General features: G+C 58.5%; 16 protein-coding genes. 9 read left to right on the top strand and 7 right to left on the bottom strand.

The window, feature by feature from the left end:
- Window positions 1-39: 39 nt before the first annotated feature.
- The 4 genes from araG (at window position 40) to otsA (ending at window position 4,912) form a co-directional block, all read left to right on the top strand.
- Window positions 40-1,554 carry an L-arabinose ABC transporter ATP-binding protein AraG gene (araG, locus tag M2416_RS20615; RefSeq protein WP_076947312.1) on the top strand — a complete coding sequence of 505 codons (1,515 nt, stop codon included), beginning with the start codon at window positions 40-42 and terminating at the stop codon, window positions 1,552-1,554.
- Between the two features lie 15 nt (window positions 1,555-1,569).
- The gene (gene araH, locus M2416_RS20610) at window positions 1,570-2,550 is read left to right on the top strand and encodes an L-arabinose ABC transporter permease AraH (protein ID WP_041146257.1); all 981 of its coding nucleotides are present in this window, start codon (window positions 1,570-1,572) and stop codon (window positions 2,548-2,550) included.
- Between the two features lie 159 nt (window positions 2,551-2,709).
- On the top strand, window positions 2,710-3,513 hold the full coding sequence (gene otsB / locus M2416_RS20605; RefSeq protein WP_076947313.1) for a trehalose-phosphatase: 804 nt from the start codon (window positions 2,710-2,712) through the stop codon (window positions 3,511-3,513).
- Complete coding sequence (gene otsA, locus M2416_RS20600) at window positions 3,488-4,912, top strand: alpha,alpha-trehalose-phosphate synthase (RefSeq protein ID WP_041146255.1); 1,425 nt, start codon at window positions 3,488-3,490, stop codon at window positions 4,910-4,912. Before otsB ends, otsA begins: the two co-directional genes overlap by 26 nt.
- A 27-nt stretch (window positions 4,913-4,939) precedes the next feature.
- On the opposite strand, the gene uspC is transcribed toward otsA, so the two are convergent.
- Window positions 4,940-5,368, bottom strand: a complete 429-nt coding sequence (uspC, locus tag M2416_RS20595) for a universal stress protein UspC (protein ID WP_045859253.1) — start codon at window positions 5,366-5,368, stop codon at window positions 4,940-4,942.
- A 360-nt stretch (window positions 5,369-5,728) separates the two neighbouring features.
- Between uspC and M2416_RS20590 the strand changes: the two genes are divergently transcribed.
- Both M2416_RS20590 and bglB read left to right on the top strand, forming a co-directional pair.
- Window positions 5,729-7,312 carry an MFS transporter gene (locus tag M2416_RS20590; RefSeq protein WP_076947316.1) on the top strand — a complete coding sequence of 528 codons (1,584 nt, stop codon included), beginning with the start codon at window positions 5,729-5,731 and terminating at the stop codon, window positions 7,310-7,312.
- 4 nt (window positions 7,313-7,316) lie between these two features.
- Window positions 7,317-8,456, top strand: coding sequence for a beta-galactosidase BglB (gene bglB, locus M2416_RS20585; RefSeq protein WP_259226443.1), 1,140 nt, complete (start codon window positions 7,317-7,319; stop codon window positions 8,454-8,456).
- Between the two features lie 96 nt (window positions 8,457-8,552).
- Here the strand turns inward: bglB and argS are convergent, their stop codons facing one another.
- On the bottom strand, window positions 8,553-10,286 hold the full coding sequence (gene argS, locus M2416_RS20580; protein ID WP_041146251.1) for an arginine--tRNA ligase: 1,734 nt from the start codon (window positions 10,284-10,286) through the stop codon (window positions 8,553-8,555).
- A 229-nt stretch (window positions 10,287-10,515) separates the two neighbouring features.
- Between argS and M2416_RS20575 the strand changes: the two genes are divergently transcribed.
- Entirely contained in the window at window positions 10,516-11,085 is a 570-nt protein-coding gene (locus tag M2416_RS20575; protein ID WP_041146250.1) for a VOC family protein, read from the top strand.
- A 76-nt stretch (window positions 11,086-11,161) separates the two neighbouring features.
- Complete coding sequence (cutC, locus tag M2416_RS20570) at window positions 11,162-11,896, top strand: copper homeostasis protein CutC (protein ID WP_076947320.1); 735 nt, start codon at window positions 11,162-11,164, stop codon at window positions 11,894-11,896.
- 210 nt (window positions 11,897-12,106) lie between these two features.
- Here cutC and cmoB read toward each other — a convergent pair whose 3' ends face one another.
- From cmoB to M2416_RS20545, 5 genes are read right to left on the bottom strand one after another with little or no spacing between them, the layout of a single operon-like run.
- Window positions 12,107-13,111 carry a tRNA 5-methoxyuridine(34)/uridine 5-oxyacetic acid(34) synthase CmoB gene (cmoB, locus tag M2416_RS20565; RefSeq protein ID WP_041146248.1) on the bottom strand — a complete coding sequence of 335 codons (1,005 nt, stop codon included), beginning with the start codon at window positions 13,109-13,111 and terminating at the stop codon, window positions 12,107-12,109.
- Entirely contained in the window at window positions 13,108-13,851 is a 744-nt protein-coding gene (cmoA, locus tag M2416_RS20560; protein ID WP_045859241.1) for a carboxy-S-adenosyl-L-methionine synthase CmoA, read from the bottom strand. The genes cmoB and cmoA overlap by 4 nt, the downstream gene beginning before the upstream one ends.
- 39 nt (window positions 13,852-13,890) lie before the next feature.
- Complete coding sequence (locus M2416_RS20555; protein WP_041146246.1) at window positions 13,891-14,286, bottom strand: MAPEG family protein; 396 nt, start codon at window positions 14,284-14,286, stop codon at window positions 13,891-13,893.
- 53 nt (window positions 14,287-14,339) lie between these two features.
- Complete coding sequence (locus tag M2416_RS20550) at window positions 14,340-15,158, bottom strand: DUF72 domain-containing protein (RefSeq protein WP_076947322.1); 819 nt, start codon at window positions 15,156-15,158, stop codon at window positions 14,340-14,342.
- Window positions 15,155-15,721 carry a hydrolase gene (locus tag M2416_RS20545; RefSeq protein ID WP_041146244.1) on the bottom strand — a complete coding sequence of 189 codons (567 nt, stop codon included), beginning with the start codon at window positions 15,719-15,721 and terminating at the stop codon, window positions 15,155-15,157. The genes M2416_RS20550 and M2416_RS20545 overlap by 4 nt, the downstream gene beginning before the upstream one ends.
- A 265-nt stretch (window positions 15,722-15,986) precedes the next feature.
- Between M2416_RS20545 and aspS the strand changes: the two genes are divergently transcribed.
- Window positions 15,987-17,774, top strand: coding sequence for an aspartate--tRNA ligase (gene aspS, locus M2416_RS20540; RefSeq protein ID WP_259226442.1), 1,788 nt, complete (start codon window positions 15,987-15,989; stop codon window positions 17,772-17,774).

Raw genomic sequence — 17,774 nt, 5'->3', positions numbered from 1 at the left:
GCAGCGGCGGGAGGCTGAGCGCAGTAGAGCGGAGTCGTTATGCAACAGTCTACCCCTTATCTCTCATTTCGCGGCATCACCATGACTTTCCCGGGCGTTAAAGCGCTGTCCGATATTAGCTTTGACTGCTATGCCGGCCAGGTTCACGCCCTGATGGGAGAAAACGGCGCCGGAAAATCCACGCTGCTGAAGATCCTCAGCGGCAACTATATACCGACCGCGGGCAGCCTGGAGGTGCGCGGCCAGCAGATGGCGTTTAGCAACACCACCGAGGCGCTTAACGCCGGGATCGCCATTATTTACCAGGAGCTGCACCTGATACCGGAAATGACCGTCGCGGAAAATATCTACCTCGGCCAGCTTCCGCACAAATACGGCATGGTGGACCGCAAGCTTCTTAACTACGAAGCGCGGCTGCAGCTGGAGCATCTGGGGCTGGATATCGATCCGCAAACGCCGCTGAAGTACCTCTCCATCGGCCAATGGCAGATGGTGGAGATCGCCAAGGCGCTGACGCGCAACGCCAAGGTTATCGCCTTTGACGAACCGACCAGCTCCCTTTCCGCCCGTGAAATCGACAACCTGTTCCGGGTTATTCGCGAGCTGCGTGAGGAGGGGCGGGTCATTATTTACGTCTCGCACCGCATGGAGGAGATCTTTGCCCTGAGCGATGCGATCACCGTCTTCAAGGACGGTCGCTATGTGCGCACCTTCGACGATATGCAGACGGTAAGCCACGATGCGCTGGTGCAGGCGATGGTCGGGCGCGATTTAGGGGACGTCTACGGCTGGAAGCCGCGCGAGTACGGCAGCGAACGCCTGCGCCTGGAGCAGGTAAAAGCGCCGGGCGTAAGAGCGCCGGTGAGCCTGGCGGTGCGCAGCGGAGAAATCGTCGGTCTCTTTGGCCTGGTGGGCGCCGGGCGCAGCGAGCTGATGAAGGGGCTGTTTGGCGCAACCCGCATCACCGGCGGCCAGGTGTACATCGACGGGGAAGCAATCGATATTCGTAAACCGGCGCAGGCCATTCAGGCCGGGATGATGCTGTGTCCGGAGGATCGTAAAGCCGAAGGCATTATTCCGGTGCACTCGGTGCGCGACAATATCAACATCAGCGCCCGACGTAAGCATATTCACGCCGGCTGCCTGATTAACAACGGCTGGGAGGCGCAGAATGCCGACCGCCATATTCAGTCCCTTAATATTAAAACGCCGGGACCCGAGCAGCTGATTATGAACCTCTCCGGCGGTAATCAGCAGAAGGCGATTTTAGGGCGCTGGCTCTCCGAGGAGATGAAGGTGATCCTGCTCGATGAGCCGACTCGCGGGATAGACGTCGGAGCCAAGCATGAAATTTACAACGTCATCTACGCGCTGGCGGCATCCGGCGTGGCCGTCGTCTTTGCCTCCAGCGATTTACCCGAAGTGCTTGGCGTTGCGGACCGCATCGTCGTGATGCGCGAAGGGGAAGTGGCGGGTGAGCTGCTGCATGAAGATGCGAATGAACAGCAGGCGTTAAGCCTTGCGATGCCAAAAGTGAGCCAGGCGGTCGCCTGAGTAAAGGAGTCTATGATGTCCTCTGTTACCACCTCAAATACCCGTCGATCCGCCTTCAGCTTTGCCCGTATCTGGGATCAGTTTGGAATGCTGGTCGTCTTTGCCGTGCTGTTTATCGGCTGCGTGATTTTTGTGCCGAACTTTGCCTCTTTCATCAATATGAAAGGCCTCGGGCTGGCGATTTCGATGTCCGGAATGGTGGCCTGCGGGATGCTGTTTTGCCTGGCATCCGGCGATTTCGATCTCTCGGTTGCGTCGGTTATCGCCTGCGCGGGCGTGACCACCGCGGTGGTCATCAACCTCACCGAAAGCATGTGGATCGGCATTGCCGCCGGCCTGCTGCTGGGGGCGTTAAGCGGCCTGGTCAACGGTTTTGTTATCGCCCGGCTGAAAATCAACGCCCTGATAACCACCCTTGCGACGATGCAGATTGTGCGCGGGCTGGCCTATATTATCTCCGATGGCAAAGCGGTGGGCATTGAAGATGAGCGCTTCTTCACCCTCGGCTACGCCAACTGGTTCGGCCTGCCGGCGCCGATTTGGCTGACCGTGGGCTGCCTGATAATCTTTGGTCTGCTGCTGAACAAAACCACCTTTGGCCGTAATACTCTGGCAATCGGCGGCAATGAAGAGGCGGCGCGTCTGGCAGGGGTGCCGGTCGTGCGCACCAAGATTATTATCTTCGTTATTTCCGGTCTGGTTTCTGCCGCGGCGGGGATTATTCTGGCATCGCGAATGACCAGCGGTCAGCCGATGACCTCGATTGGCTATGAGCTGATTGTGATCTCCGCCTGCGTGCTGGGCGGCGTGTCGCTCAAAGGGGGGATCGGCAAGATTTCGTACGTGATCGCCGGGATCCTGATCCTCGGCACCGTCGAGAATGCGATGAACCTGCTCAATATCTCGCCTTTCTCGCAGTACGTGGTGCGCGGCGTGATCCTGCTGGCGGCGGTTATCTTCGATCGCTACAAGCAGAAGGCAAAGCGTAGCGTGTAAATACTCCAACCTTTCAGTTTAATCCTGGAATATCACCGGCGCCCGCTGCGCTGGTGATAACTATCAAAAATGGCGAGCTCCGTCACACTGTCTATACTTACATGGCTAACAATTCGTTAACAGCCAGCGAAACGCTGGCCATGAAAGGAGGAGTTCAGGGTGGCTGACCAGATATCTGTACCGCCTGTACCAAGCGAAAATTGCGCATTTTTCTTTGACCTCGACGGTACTCTTGCCGATATCAAACCTCATCCCGCTCAGGTTGTTATCCCGGTTAACGCGCTTCAGGCGCTGCGGCAGCTCGTGCAGCAGCAGAGTGGGGCGGTGGCATTGATTTCAGGGCGCTCAATGGCTGAGCTCGATGAGCTTACCCGTCCTCACCGGCTGCCGCTGGCCGGTGTCCACGGAGCTGAGCGCCGTGATATCAATGGGAATACGCATATCGTTTCCCTACCGGATGCGCTGCAGAAGGAGCTTCACGGGCGGCTGGCGCTGGTGCTTGAGGCGTTGCCAGGCTGTGAGCTTGAGCATAAAGGGATGGCTTTTGCGCTGCACTACCGTCAGGCGCCGCAGCATCAAAGCGCGGTGCTGACGCTGGCCCAGGAGGTGGTGAAGAGCTATCCGCTGCTGGCGCTGCAGCTGGGCAAGTGCGTGGTCGAGATAAAACCGCGCGGCGTGAACAAAGGCGAGGCGATCGCCGCCTTTATGCAGGAGGCGCCGTTTGCGGGGCGCAGGCCGGTATTTGTCGGTGACGACTTAACCGATGAAGCGGGTTTTGGCATCGTTAACCAGCTGGGCGGCGTTTCGGTAAAAGTCGGCAGCGGCGACACCCAGGCGCGCTGGCGTTTGCCGGACGTCGCGGCGGTGCACCAGTGGCTAAATAATATTGCGAATAATGGACATCAACCAGACGCGCTAACCGACAGGAGAGATGGCTATGAGTCGCTTAGTCGTAGTATCTAATCGTATTGCACCCCCGGATGATAAAAAGGCCAGCGCCGGTGGCCTGGCCGTGGGGATTATGGGGGCCTTAAAAGCGGCCGGTGGGCTGTGGTTCGGCTGGAGCGGGGAAATTGGCGACGATAGTCAGCCGTTGAAAAAGGTCACTCAGGGAAACATTACCTGGGCCTCCTTTAACCTTAGCGAGCAGGACCACGACGAGTACTACAACCGCTTTTCCAACGCGGTGCTGTGGCCCGCGTTTCACTATCGTCTCGATCTGGTCGATTTTCAGCGCGAAGCCTGGGAGGGCTATCAGCGCGTAAACGCGACGCTGGCGGATAAGCTGCTGCCGCTGATTGAGCCTGACGACATCGTGTGGATCCACGATTATCATCTGCTGCCCCTGGCGCACGAGCTGCGCCAGCGCGGGGTTAATAATCGGGTCGGCTTCTTTTTACATATTCCCTTCCCGACCCCGGAAATATTTAACGCACTGCCGCCGCACGCCGAGCTGCTTGAACAGCTCTGCGACTACGATCTGCTGGGCTTCCAGACCGAGAGCGACCGGCAGGCGTTTCTTGACTGCATCGCGGTGCAGACCCGTCTGACCACCCGGAGCGGAAACGCTCATGTCGCCTGGGGCAAACCGTTCCAGACCGAGGTCTACCCGATTGGCATCGACCCCGATGAGATCGCGCGTAGCGCAAAAGGGCCGCTGCCGCCGAAGCTGGCGCAGCTCAAAAGCGAACTCAAGAGCGTGCAGAATATCTTTTCCGTAGAGCGGCTGGACTACTCGAAAGGGCTGCCGGAGCGCTTCCTGGCCTATGAGGCCTTGCTGGAGAAATATCCCCAGCATCACGGCAAGATTCGCTACACCCAGATTGCCCCGACCTCTCGCGGTGATGTCCAGGCCTACCAGGATATCCGTCACCAGCTGGAAACCGCCGCCGGGCGTATTAACGGCCAGTATGGTCAGCTGGGCTGGACGCCGCTCTACTATTTGAATCAGCATTTTGAACGCAAGCTGCTGATGAAAATCTTCCGCTATTCCGACGTCGGGCTGGTGACGCCGCTGCGCGATGGGATGAATCTGGTGGCGAAGGAGTTTGTTGCCGCCCAGGATCCGCAGAACCCCGGCGTTCTGGTGCTGTCGCAGTTTGCCGGAGCGGCAAACGAGCTGCCGACGGCGCTCATCGTCAATCCCTACGATCGCGATGAGGTCGCCGCGGCGTTGGACACCGCGCTCACCATGCCGCTGGCCGAACGCATCGCGCGCCACTCGGCGATGCTGGCGGTGGTCAAGGACAATGATATCCACCGCTGGCAGGAGCGGTTTATCGCCGACCTAAAGCGGATAGAAGCGAGAAATGAGGAGAGTCACCTGCAGCGTAAGGTGGCGACCTTCCCCAAACTGGCCTAGTTCGGCCCTCAGGCTGGCGCTTCGGCGCTAGCCTTTCTCCAGCGATACCAGCAGCACGTCAACGCCGCTGCTGCCGACGATACTTTTAGCCGAGCAGGTGGCGCGGGAAAACAGGCTGTGGTTGTGGTTGCCGCAAATCACCAGATCCACCCGATGCTGCTGGCAAAAATCCTTCACGTGATGGCCAAGTTCGCCGCTGGCGATGGTGATTTTTTCAATCGGATAGCCGGCATCCTGAGCCAGTCCGTTGAGAAAGCCGCGGGTTTCTTCATACATCAGATCCCGCAGGTTCTCTAACATCGGCGCCGCAAACTGGTTATACATTTCCGGGTCCGTTGCCAGCGTTATCAGGCTAATTTTGGCCTCCAGCGGGCGTGCGATAGAGACCGCCTTGTTGATAAGCGTCCGACTTTCCGGCGTTGGGGCAACGGCTACAAGCAGATGTGAGTAGGGCATCAAGCCTCCTTAAGATACGCAAAATAACCCTTCTTCTTTTCTTTACTCCGATTTCCCTGTTCCCGCAAGGGCTATTGTTTGCTGCAAAGCCCGCCGCTGCGCGGGGCGCGAAATAGCGATTTTGGCAGCCTCCTCGCAAAAATGGTCTTTAGTTTTGCCATAAAAGAAAAGCTGTTTTATAAATCGGTGATGCGCGTTAACCCTCTCTTTGCGTTTTTGCCATTGCCGGGTCAGGGCTGGCAAAAATGAAAAGGTAACCCCGTTTCCATCCTTTTACTGTAGCCAGGTACCTACTCCCTTTTGGCCTGGCCAGAAAGATTGTCGGAGTTCACTAAAAATAACGACACAGGATTTACGGCGATGAAAACACGTAAAATCGGTTTGGCTAATTATCTTGCCTATGGATCGGGCGATTTCCTCGGCGCGGGAACCACGGCGCTCACCGCAGCATGGCTGCTCTATTTTTACACCACCTTTTGCGGCCTGTCTCCGATTCAGGCAACCCTCATCTTTGCCACCGCCAGGGTGCTGGATGCGGTAATTAGCCCGCTGATGGGCTTCCTGACTGATAACTTTGGCACCACCCGGCTCGGCAAACGCTTCGGCAGACGAAAGTTCTTTATCCTGCTGGGTATCCCCTGCGTATTCAGCTACTCAATGATGTGGGTCGGCGATATGGGGTTCTGGTACTACCTGCTCACCTATCTGCTGTTTGATATTGTCTACACCATGATTCTGGTGCCGTACGAAACCCTGGTCCCGGAAATGACCGATGATTTTAAACAGAAAACGAAATTCTCCGGGGCGCGTATTTCGATGGCGCAAATGTCGGCAATCCTCGCCTCATTCCTGCCGGGCGTGCTGCTTACCCACTTTGGTAAGGACAATGCGGTCTCCTTCTTTTACGCAAGCCTGGTGTTCTCGGTCCTCTGCGCGGTGATGCTGACGTTTGTCTGGTTCTTTACCTGGGAGCGCGCTCGCGAGGCGTGGTCGGAGACGGCGCTGCGGGCCGAGGAGGAGAAGCGTAATCTCTCGCTGGCGCAGAGCTTCAATCGCTTGTTTATCGAGCTCACCTCGACGCTGCGCATTAAAATCTTCCGCCAGCATCTGGGCATGTATCTTGGCGGCTATATTGCTCAGGACGTATTTAACGCCGTCTTCACCTACTACGTCGTCTTTGTGCTGATGCAGGAAGCCGCAGTGGCATCCAACCTGCTCGGCACCATGGCCATCTTCCAGTTTATTGCGGTCATTGCCATGATCCCGCTGTGCATCCGCTTTGGGCCGGCGCCGTCCTATCGGATGGTGGTTATCCTGTTTGGCCTCGGCTCGCTCTCCTATGCGCTGCTTTACTACGCCGGGCTGAGCGACGTTTATTCGCTGCTGCTGCTGGTTTCCGCCATTGCCGGCCTCGGCCGCGGCGGGATCAACTATGTTCCGTGGAACACCTACACCTATATTGCCGACGTCGATGAGGCGATCACCGGCCAGCGTCGGGAGGGTATTTTCGCTGGCATCATGACGCTGACCCGCAAGGCCTCTCAGGCGGGAGCGGTAATGCTGGTGGGCATCATTATGCAGCTCTCCGGCTTTGTCTCCGGGCAGAAAACACAGCCCGACGAGGTCAGCCACACCATCCTGCTCATTCTGAGCGTGGGCACGCTGGCGGTGCTGGCCTGCGGGTTCCTCGTCTCCCTGCGCTTTAAGCTCAACCTCGAGACCCACGGCGTGCTGCAGGCCGAAACGCGCAAAATGCGCCAATCGGGTCGGGCGCAGCCGGAGCTGACCCGCGCCGAGGATCGGGCGGTGGTGGAGATGCTGGCCGGTATGCCTTACGCATGCCTGTGGGGAAATAACAACATTGGCTATCTGAATCGTAATAAGCCTGCCGCGCCGTCCCTCAGGCAGGGTGCTGAAATGAATTCGACATTGAACAGAGGTTAATAATATGAAGGTTTGGCCTGTTAAACAGAGTCCTTTACTGCGTCAGCCGGAGCACTTTATTGCGCGCAACGAGCTGCAGGCGCTTATCGAGAAAGTGACCGACAATCTGGTCAATATTCAGGATGAAACGGGCGCGTTTCTGCTACGGCTGGACGATGGGCGGGTCATTGATACCAAAGGGTGGGCCGGCTGGGAGTGGACCCACGGCGTCGGTTTATACGGTATCTATCAGTACTACCAGCAGACCGGAGATATCGCGATGCGCGATATTATCGACAGCTGGTTTGCGGATCGCTTCGCCGAGGGTGCGACCAGCAAAAACGTCAACACCATGGCGCCATTCCTGACCCTGGCCTGGCGCTATCAGGAGACCGGCAGACAGGAGTATCTGCCGTGGCTCGACAGCTGGGCCGAATGGGCAATGCACGAGATGCCGCGCACCCGTCACGGCGGGATGCAGCACATCACCCTGGCGGAGGAGAATCACCAGCAGATGTGGGACGACACGCTGATGATGACCGTGCTGCCGCTGGCGAAAATCGGCAAATTGCTCAACCGGCCGCAGTATGTGGAAGAGGCGACATACCAGTTTTTACTCCACGTGCAGAACCTGATGGACCGGGAGAGCGGCCTGTGGTTCCACGGCTGGAGCTATGAGGGCCAGCATAATTTCGCCCGGGCCCGCTGGGCGCGCGGCAACAGCTGGCTGACGATGGCGATCCCGGACTTTCTTGAGCTGGTGGACCTCCCCGAGCACAGCGCGGTGCGGCGCTATCTGCTTCAGGTGCTGAATGCGCAAATTGCGGCGCTGGCAGCGTGCCAGCACGAGAGCGGTCTGTGGCATACGCTGCTGGACGATCCGGATTCGTATTTGGAGGCGTCGGCAACCGCCGGCTTTGCCTACGGTATTCTGAAGGCGGTACGTAAACGCTACGTGAGCCGGGAGTATGAGCGCGTCGCGGAGAAGGCCATGCGCGGGATCGTGCAAAATATCTCCCCGCAGGGGGAGCTGCTGCAAACCTCGTTCGGCACCGGAATGGGCTCGAATCTCGACTTCTATCGCCAGATCCCGCTCACCTCGATGCCCTACGGGCAGGCGATGGCGATCCTGTGCATGACGGAATATCTGCGCCGGTATTTCTGACGGCGAACTTTACCGGCTCTGCGCCGCGCGGCCGGAGGAGGGCGCAAAAAAAGAAACCGGCATAAGCCGGTTTCTTTATCGTTTATCAGAGCGGTATTACATCCGCTCGACGGTTTCAATACCTAAGGTATCCAGACCGGTCTTCAGGGTTTTGGCGGTCAGCTGCGCCAGCTTCAGGCGGCTGTTGCGCGTCTCTTCGCTCTCCGCGGAGAGGATCGGGCAGTGCTCGTAGAAGCCGGAGAACAGGCCAGCCAGATCGTACAGGTAGGCGCACATGACGTGCGGAGTTCCTTCGCGCGCGACGACGGTCAGCGTCTCTTCAAACTGCAGCAGACGTGCGGCCAACTGCGCTTCGCGATCTTCGGTGATGATGACCGGCGCCGCGGCCAGCGCGCGCTCGTCAATCTCCGCTTTACGGAACACCGACAGCACGCGGGTATAGGCATACTGCATGTAAGGCGCGGTGTTGCCTTCAAACGCCAGCATGTTGTCCCAGTCGAAGATGTAGTCGGTGGTGCGGTTCTTGGACAGATCCGCATATTTTACCGCTCCGATACCGACCGCGTTAGCCAGCTTCTCCAGCTCGTCGGCAGGCATATCCGGGTTTTTCTCGGCAACCAGGCGACGCGCGCGTTCCAGCGCTTCGTCCAGCAGGTCGGCAAGTTTGACGGTACCGCCGGCGCGGGTTTTAAACGGCTTACCGTCTTTACCGAGCATCATGCCAAACATATGGTGCTCCAGCGGGACGGAACCCGGCACGTAGCCCGCTTTACGCACGATGGTCCACGCCTGCATCAGGTGCTGGTGCTGGCGGGAATCGATGTAGTAGAGCACGCGATCGGCGTGCAGGGTTTCGTAGCGGTATTTTGCGCAGGCGATATCGGTGGTGGTGTAGAGATAGCCGCCATCCTTTTTCTGGATGATAACGCCCATCGGTTCGCCTTCCTTGTTTTTGTACTCATCAAGGAATACTACGGTGGCGCCTTCGCTCTCAACGGCCAGGCCCTGTGCTTTCAGATCGGCAACGATACCCGGCAGCATCGGGTTGTACAGGCTTTCACCCATTACGTCGTCGCGAGTCAGGGTCACGTTCAGGCGGTCATAGGTAATCTGGTTTTGCGACATGGTAATGTCGACCAGCTGGCGCCACATCTGGCGGAAGTACTCGTCACCGCCCTGCAGTTTAACCACGTAGCTGCGCGCGCGCTCGGCGAAGGCTTCGTCTTCGTCGTAGTGCTTTTTCGCTTCACGGTAAAAGCCTTCGAGGTCCGCCAGCGCCATTTCGCCGGCATTTTCCTGCTGCTGCTTTTCGAGCCAGGCGATCAGCATCCCAAACTGGGTGCCCCAGTCGCCGACGTGGTTAGCGCGAATCACCTTGTGGCCGAGGAACTCGAGGGTGCGAACCGCAGCGTCACCAATGATGGTGGAGCGCAGGTGGCCGACGTGCATCTCTTTTGCCACGTTAGGCGCCGAATAGTCGACGACGATAGTCTGCGCCTGCGGCTGGGCAACGCCAAGGCGTTCTGCGGACAGCGCCTGGCTAACGTTGGCGGCTAAAAACGCCGGGTCGAGGAAAATATTGATGAAGCCAGGCCCGGCGATTTCGACCTTGTTGGCAATGCCGTTCAGATCGAGATGAGACAGCACCTGCTCTGCCAGTTGTCGCGGTGCCATACCCAGTTTTTTAGCGACTGCCATCACGCCGTTGGCCTGATAGTCACCGAACTGGATTTTTGCTGACTGGCGGACCTGCGGTTCGCAATCGGCAGGGGCGCCTGCCGCGATCAGGGCGTGGCTGACTTTTTCTGAGAGAAGAGCCTGAATATTCACCGGAATACCTTACTTTTAAGGCGCCGTAACCCCTGCTGGGTGGCGCCGGAATGTGGACAAATTAGGGCAGGAGTATACTGCATTTGCACCCCTGCGTCAGCCCTGCGCGCGCGTTGCCGGGCGGCGTGCTTAACGAATAACCAGCGCGGGCAGGATAAAGAAGATTGCAGGTTGGTCGCCGCCGGGAAACGCGATAAATTAGCCCCTTTAGCGAGCGTCGAGGTCAAGAATGGCGAACTGGCAGCAAATTGATGAACTTCAGGATATTACCGCGGATCTGCCGCGCTTCACCGAGGCGTTAGGCCAGCTGGCCGCACGGCTCGGACTGGATATTGCGCCCCTGTCTGCGGACCACATCTCTCTGCGCTGTCATCAGAATACAACCGCGGCGCGCTGGCGGCTCGGGCTTGAGCAGTGCGGCACGCTGCTCTCAGAAAACACCATTAACGGTCGGCCTATCTGCCTGTTTAAGCTGGATGAACCTGTGATCGTGGCGCACTGGCGCTTTAGCGTGGTTGAGCTGCCGTGGCCCGGGGAAAAGCGCTACCCGCACGAGGGCTGGGAGCACGTTGAGATTGTGCTCGCCGGCGAGCCGGAAACGCTTAATGCCCGCGCGCTGGCGCTGCTCTCCGACGACGGCCTCAGCCAGCCGGGGATCTTCGTCAAAACCAGCTCGCCGAAAGGGCAGCACGAACGCCTGGCAAATCCGACGCTGGCGGTGACGGACGGGAGCGTGACGATCAAGTTTCACCCGTGGTCCATCGAGCAAATTATCGCCAGTGAAAAAACGGATGCGTAACAGTGTGAAGCTACGCGGTTTCTGAACCGAAAAATCGTGACATGCTGTGTTGCCCGCGGCGTGAATGGAGAATGGAATGACGCTACTGGAAGTATGCTGTTACAGCACGGAGTGCGCCGAAGAGGCGCAGCGACGCGGTGCAGACCGCATCGAACTGTGCGCCGCGCCGCAGGAGGGAGGGCTAACGCCGTCGCTGGGCGTGCTCAAAACGGCCCGCAGGACCCTGACTATCCCGGTGCATCCGATTATTCGCCCGCGCGGCGGTGATTTTTGCTACACCGAGGGCGAGTTTTCGGCGATGCTCGACGACGTGGCGACGGTACGAGAACTGGGTTTTCCGGGCCTCGTGATTGGCGTTCTGGACGCCGACGGCCGGGTTGATACCGCGCGGATGCGTAAAATTATGGCCGCGGCGGGACCGCTGGCGGTGACCTTCCACCGGGCTTTCGATATGTGCGCAAACCCGCATCAGGCCTACGCGGCGCTGGCTGAATTAGGCGTTGCGCGGATCCTGACATCCGGCCAGCAGGCGAGCGCAGAAAAAGGTATTTCATTAATTTTGGAACTTATTGCCCTGGGCGATACTCCAATCATTATGGCCGGAGCAGGGGTGCGAGCAGCAAACCTGTCGCAGTTCCTCGAAGCCGGCGTAAAAGAAGTGCACAGCTCCGCCGGCCAGTGGCTGCCTTCGCCGATGCGCTTTCGTAATTCCAGGCTGTCGATGTCTACGGATGCCGAAGCAGATGAATATTCACGCTATGCCGTTAGCGGCGCAGCGGTGGCGGAAATGAAGAGCATTATTTCCGCCTGAGTGCCCGCGTTGTTTGTGCGCAGCCTGCGGGCTGGTCAGCACAACGGCTGCGGGCAGAGAGAGAAAACCGTTTTTTGCTGCACATCATGTCGCCCAATATGATGATTGCCCGTACCAGGCCCCTGCAATTTCAACAGGGGCCTTTTTTTATGCAAAATTTCGCGACCGATCGCCGGGGCGCGATGCCCGAGCGACCCTGACCGGGCGGCGTTAGCGCGCTTTTTTTGCCAGCGACTGCTGGGTTTCAGGCCTGGTGGCGATAATCACCGCGCGCAGCGGTGCGGGATAGCCTTCGAGGGTTTTGCTGCTGTCGTTCGGATCGAGGAAATCCGCCAGCGATTCGGTGGTCATCCATTCGGTGCGGCGCTGCTCTTCGGTACTGGTCACGCAGACGTCAACGATCCGCACGTCGACAAAACCGCATTTTTCCAGCCACATTTTCAGCGCAGCCGCCGAAGGAATAAAGTAGACGTTGCGCATCTGCGCGTAGCGATCGCCCGGTACCAGCACGGTATTTTCGTCACCTTCAACAACCAGCGTCTCCAGCACCAGCTCGCCGCCTTCAACCAGCTGATCTTTGAGCTGCCACAGATGGTCGAGCGGGGAGCGGCGATGGTACAGCACGCCCATTGAAAATACGGTATCAAAGGCGTTCAGCGCCGGTAGCTGCTCAATGCCCAGCGGCAGCAGATGGGCGCGCTGGTCGTTACCCAGCAGCTTGCGCACCGCTTCAAACTGGCATAAAAACAGCTGCGTAGGGTCGATACCCACCGCCAGATGCGCGCCGGCGCCGATCATCCGCCACATGTGATAGCCGCTGCCGCAGCCGACGTCGAGGATCGTCCGGCCGGTCAAATCGGAAAGATGCGGCAGAACGCGATCCCACTTCCAGTCAGAACGCCATTCGGTGTCGATATCCACGCCATACAGCGACCACGGGCCTTTGCGCCACGGCATCAGGTTGCGCAGCAGGTTTTCAATCCGCAGCCGATGGCCTTCGCTCAGGGGGACTTCGCTTTCTGCGGTCACGCTGTGCAGCAGGTCGAGACGATAGGGCGAAAGCTCGGGGAGAAACTCAACGGCCCGCTCCCATTCACGGTACTTACCGTGCAGGGCCTCGCGCTGCCAGGCGGCAACCTGAGCGGGCAGCGTCTCCAGCCAGTGGGATAGCGGACCTTTGGCGATACGCTGATAAAAATTGCTGAAATCGATCATGCTGTTTCCCCGGACTTCACCGCCACCAGCGAGCCAAAGTTAAAGCACTGGAACCACAGCTCGGCGTGTTCGAATCCGGCCTTGCGCAGCCGTGCTTTATGGGTTTCTACCGAGTCGGTAAGCATCACGTTTTCCAGCATGCTGCGCTTCTGGCTGATTTCCAGCTCGCTGTAGCCGTTGGCGCGCTTAAAGTCGTGATGCATGTTAAACAGCAGTTCGCCGACGTTGGCGTCTTCAAAGCTGAATTTTTCCGACAGCACCAGCGCGCCGCCCGGGTTCAGCCCCTGATAGACCTTATCCAGAATCGCCTGGCGTTCGTCGGGCTCAAGGAACTGAATGGTGAAATTGAGCACCACCATTGAGGCGTTTTCGATGGTGACGTGGCGAATATCGCCTTCCACCACCTCAACCGGTGTCGGCGCCTTGTAGGCGTCGATATGGCGACGGCAGCGCTCAACCATAGCCGGGGAGTTATCCACGGCCACAATCCGGCAGCCGGCGTGGGAAATATTACGCCGTATCGAGAGCGTGGCAGCGCCAAGGGAGCAGCCGAGATCGTAGACCTGGGTATCAGGCTGCACAAAACGCTCGGCCAGCATGCCAATCATCGAAATAATGTTGGAGTAGCCAGGAACGGAGCGCTGGATCATATCCGGGAAGACTTCAGCAACCCGTTCATCAAAGGTCCAGTCGCCGAGGCTGGCGATCGGCGCGGAAAAAAGGGTATCGCGGTGAGACATAAGGTTAAACCCGAAAAAACGAAAACGGCGTATTGTGCGCTAATGTAAGGAGAAAACCAACTCCCAGGGCATATACCACAGGTTAGCGAGCACCATCAGCACCAGCGCGCACCAGGTGGCGCTCATGCCGGAACGACGCCAGCTGTAGAGCCGGTGATGGAAACCGTAAGAGTGCATCAGCCGGCCGGCGATAAGCAGGATACCGCCAAGATGCACCATCCAGTTTTGCGCGCCGTTCATCTCGACAAACAGCAGCAGGATAAGCCCGATCGGCAGATATTCAACCGCATTGCCGTGCACGCGGATAGCGACCTGTAGCTCGCTAAAGCCGCCGTCGCCGTATCCGACGTGATACTGCGTGCGCAGGCGTACGACGTCAAAAGAAAACTTGATTAACAATAACGCACCCAGGACGGCATACAGCGCGCTGACCATACAAAAAACTCCCTTTCACTGTGTCAGATGGCTCCGACTATCATAGCAGGATATCAGAAAAGAGAGGTCTGCTGAGGAATTGACGGTGCCGGGCCGACGTCTGGCAGCACCGCGCGTAAATCGGCCCACAGGGTGTCGACCAGCGCCGGCGCGTGGGCGATATCCGGCGTATGCAGGAACAGGTAGGGCGTGGTCGATTGGCTCCACTTCGGCAGCGTCTGCAGCCAGATGCGAAACAGCTCGTGGTTCTGCGCCATATCGTCGCTGCCGATGAAGCGCACCAGCGGATGATGCGCGGTGACCACCGCGTGGACCGGGAGCCGGGGCTTTTTACGCTGCGCGTCGAGCGCGGCTGGGCTGCGGGCGGTAACGCTGTGCACCGGACGGCTATCGAGGATCACCCGGTTAACGGCGCGCTGGTGCAGCCCACGGTTGAGCTGCTGCTCGTCGTCACCCTTGGCAAAAAAGGCCGGATTCCGTACCTCTACGCCATAGGTGAAGCCGGCGGGCAGCGCGTCGAGAAACTGCCACAGGGCGGGGAGGTCGCGCGGACCGAAGGTCGCAGGCAGCTGCAGCCAGTACTGGCCGATACGTGTCTCAAGCGGCGCGAGCCGGGTAAAAAACTCGCGGCTTAAATCGCCGCAGTTGCGCAGCGCCGCCTGATGCGAAATGGTGGCCGGAAACTTAAAGCAGAAGCGAAAGTCGTCGTGGGTTTGCTCGAACCAGCGGGCCACTATCTCGGCTTTAGGCAACGCGTAGAGGGTCGTATTCCCCTCTACGCAGTTAAAGTGGCGAGCGTACTGTTCCAGACTGGTTATGCCAAGGCGCACCCATTTCGGATGCGACCATTGCGGGAGCCCGATATAGATCATAGCGCGGCGAGAATGTCCTCAGTGCTGCGCACGCGGGCAATGCGCGGGAAGATATTCGTCATGCTGCCCTGGTGCTGCTCGGCGGAGGCCGCGCTGCAGGCGTCCTCGGCGATCAGCAGATTGAAGCCCAGCTCCCAGGCGTTGCGCGCGGTAGATTCAACGCCAATATTGGTTGAGATACCGCACAGAATAATGGTGTCGATACCCCGGCGGCGCAGCTGCAGTTCGAGGTCGGTGCCGTAAAAGGCGCCCCACTGGCGCTTGGTGACTTCGATATCGCTATCCTGTTTGCCCAGCGCAAGCGGCCAGGTCCACCAGTTATCCGGCAGCGCATGCGCCCCCGTTTGCGCATCAACCGGCTGTTTTAGCGCTTCGCCAAAGTCGGCAGACCAGCCGACGCGGACCATGATGACCGGTGAGCCCTGCTGACGGCATTTCTCCGCCAGACGAGCGGCGCGAGCGACCACTTCATCGGCGCGGTGTGGGCCGCCGGCGAACGGCAAAATGCCTTCCTGCAGGTCGATGACCACAAGCGCCGTTTTTTTCGCATTGAGTTCTGGCATAGTATCCCCGTATCTTCTGTAGTTTGGCCGTTACAATACCGTTGCCATTCACGCTCCAGGGTAACAAATTTTGTTAATTTTTGTGAGCGTAGCCAATAAGCGTGCAGCAAAGCAACGTACAAACTGCGTCGGGCTTATCGTGCGGCAGAATTTCCAGTATAATAGCCGCCTTTTTTCATTCAGTTGTGACATTCAGCTAAAGCCGCAACTTCGTGGCCTGCAGAGCAGGCAACAATCCGCCAGTGGCTAAGTTAAGGGATATCTCATGCGTACAGAATATTGCGGGCAGCTGCGTCTGTCCCACGTGGGGCAGCAGGTGACTCTGTGTGGTTGGGTCAACCGTCGTCGTGATCTTGGTAGCCTTATCTTCATTGATATGCGTGACCGCGAAGGCATCGTACAGGTGTTTTTCGATCCGGAACGTGCGGATGCATTAAAGCTGGCCTCCGAACTGCGTAATGAGTTCTGTATCCAGGTGACGGGCACCGTGCGTGCGCGTGACGAAAAAAACGTCAACAGCGATATGGCTACCGGCGCCATCGAAGTGCTGGCTTCCGATCTGACCATCATCAACCGCTCAGAAGCGCTGCCGCTGGATTCCAACCACGTCAACACCGAAGAAGCGCGACTGAAATACCGCTATCTGGATCTGCGTCGTCCGGAAATGGCCCAGCGTCTGAAAACGCGGGCCAAAATCACCAGCCTGGTCCGTCGTTTTATGGACGAGCACGGTTTCCTCGATATCGAAACCCCGATGCTGACCAAGGCCACGCCGGAAGGCGCGCGCGACTATCTGGTTCCGAGCCGCGTGCATAAAGGCAAGTTCTACGCGCTGCCGCAGTCTCCTCAGCTCTTCAAACAGCTGCTGATGATGTCCGGCTTCGACCGCTACTATCAGATCGTGAAATGCTTCCGTGATGAAGACCTGCGCGCCGACCGCCAGCCGGAATTTACCCAGATCGACGTGGAAACCTCCTTCATGACCGCACCGCAGGTGCGCGAAGTGATGGAAGCGCTGGTTCACGAGCTGTGGCTGAACGTGAAGGGCGTGGATCTGGGCGAGTTCCCGATCATGACCTTTGCCGAGGCCGAGCGTCGCTACGGTTCCGATAAGCCGGACCTGCGCAACCCGCTGGAGCTGGTGGATATTGCTGACCTGGTGAAAGCGGTTGAATTTGCCGTCTTCTCCGGCCCGGCAAATGATGCCAAAGGTCGCGTTGCCGCACTGCGCGTGCCGGGCGGCGCGGCGCTGACCCGTAAGCAAATAGATGAGTACGGCAAGTTCGTGCAGATTTACGGCGCCAAAGGCCTGGCGTATATGAAGGTCAACGAGCGCGCAAAAGGCCTCGAAGGCATCAACAGCCCGGTCGCTAAATTCCTCAACGCGGAAATCGTCGAAGCCATTCTCGAGCGCACCGCAGCCCAGGACGGCGATATGATTTTCTTCGGCGCTGATAATAAGAAAGTGGTTGCCGATGCTCTGGGCGCGCTGCGCCTGAAGCTGGGTAAAGACCTGAGCCTCACCGACGAAACCAAGTGGGCACCGCTGTGGGTTATCGACTTCCCGATGTTTGAAGACGATGGCGAAGGCGGCCTGACCGCGATGCACCACCCGTTCACCTCTCCGCGCGATATGACCGCGGACGAGCTGAAAGCCGCGCCGGAAACGGCGATTGCCAACGCCTACGATATGGTCATTAACGGTTACGAAGTCGGCGGCGGCTCGGTGCGTATTCACAGCGGTGAAATGCAGCAGACCGTGTTCGGCATCCTCGGGATCAACGAGCAGGAGCAGCGTGAGAAGTTTGGCTTCCTGCTGGATGCGTTGAAATACGGTACGCCGCCGCACGCGGGCCTCGCATTCGGCCTTGACCGTCTGACGATGCTGCTAACCGGCACCGATAACATCCGCGACGTTATCGCTTTCCCGAAAACAACCGCCGCCGCCTGTCTGATGACCGAAGCACCGAGCTTCGCCAATCCGACCTCGCTGGGTGAATTAGGTATTCAGGTTGTGGCGAAAGAGACAAAAGAGTCTGCGGAGAATAAGTAA

This window comes from Klebsiella sp. BIGb0132, assembly GCF_024810075.1.
Taxonomy (GTDB): domain Bacteria; phylum Pseudomonadota; class Gammaproteobacteria; order Enterobacterales; family Enterobacteriaceae; genus Klebsiella; species Klebsiella terrigena.
This window is presented reverse-complemented; position numbering and strand designations above follow the sequence as displayed.

Excerpts from the sequence above, each read along its gene's own strand:
- cmoA (WP_045859241.1), bottom strand. The coding sequence starts at position 13,851 with ATGTCTCACCGCGATACCCTTTTTTCCGCGCCGATCGCCAGCCTCGGC.
- aspS (WP_259226442.1), top strand. The coding sequence starts at position 15,987 with ATGCGTACAGAATATTGCGGGCAGCTGCGTCTGTCCCACGTGGGGCAG.
- uspC (WP_045859253.1), bottom strand. The coding sequence starts at position 5,368 with ATGCCCTACTCACATCTGCTTGTAGCCGTTGCCCCAACGCCGGAAAGT.
- M2416_RS20555 (WP_041146246.1), bottom strand. The coding sequence starts at position 14,286 with ATGGTCAGCGCGCTGTATGCCGTCCTGGGTGCGTTATTGTTAATCAAG.
- cmoB (WP_041146248.1), bottom strand. The coding sequence starts at position 13,111 with ATGATCGATTTCAGCAATTTTTATCAGCGTATCGCCAAAGGTCCGCTA.
- cutC (WP_076947320.1), top strand. The coding sequence starts at position 11,162 with ATGACGCTACTGGAAGTATGCTGTTACAGCACGGAGTGCGCCGAAGAG.
- bglB (WP_259226443.1), top strand. The coding sequence starts at position 7,317 with ATGAAGGTTTGGCCTGTTAAACAGAGTCCTTTACTGCGTCAGCCGGAG.
- M2416_RS20550 (WP_076947322.1), bottom strand. The coding sequence starts at position 15,158 with ATGATCTATATCGGGCTCCCGCAATGGTCGCATCCGAAATGGGTGCGC.
- araG (WP_076947312.1), top strand. The coding sequence starts at position 40 with ATGCAACAGTCTACCCCTTATCTCTCATTTCGCGGCATCACCATGACT.
- M2416_RS20575 (WP_041146250.1), top strand. The coding sequence starts at position 10,516 with ATGGCGAACTGGCAGCAAATTGATGAACTTCAGGATATTACCGCGGAT.
- araH (WP_041146257.1), top strand. The coding sequence starts at position 1,570 with ATGTCCTCTGTTACCACCTCAAATACCCGTCGATCCGCCTTCAGCTTT.
- M2416_RS20590 (WP_076947316.1), top strand. The coding sequence starts at position 5,729 with ATGAAAACACGTAAAATCGGTTTGGCTAATTATCTTGCCTATGGATCG.
- otsA (WP_041146255.1), top strand. The coding sequence starts at position 3,488 with ATGAGTCGCTTAGTCGTAGTATCTAATCGTATTGCACCCCCGGATGAT.
- M2416_RS20545 (WP_041146244.1), bottom strand. The coding sequence starts at position 15,721 with ATGCCAGAACTCAATGCGAAAAAAACGGCGCTTGTGGTCATCGACCTG.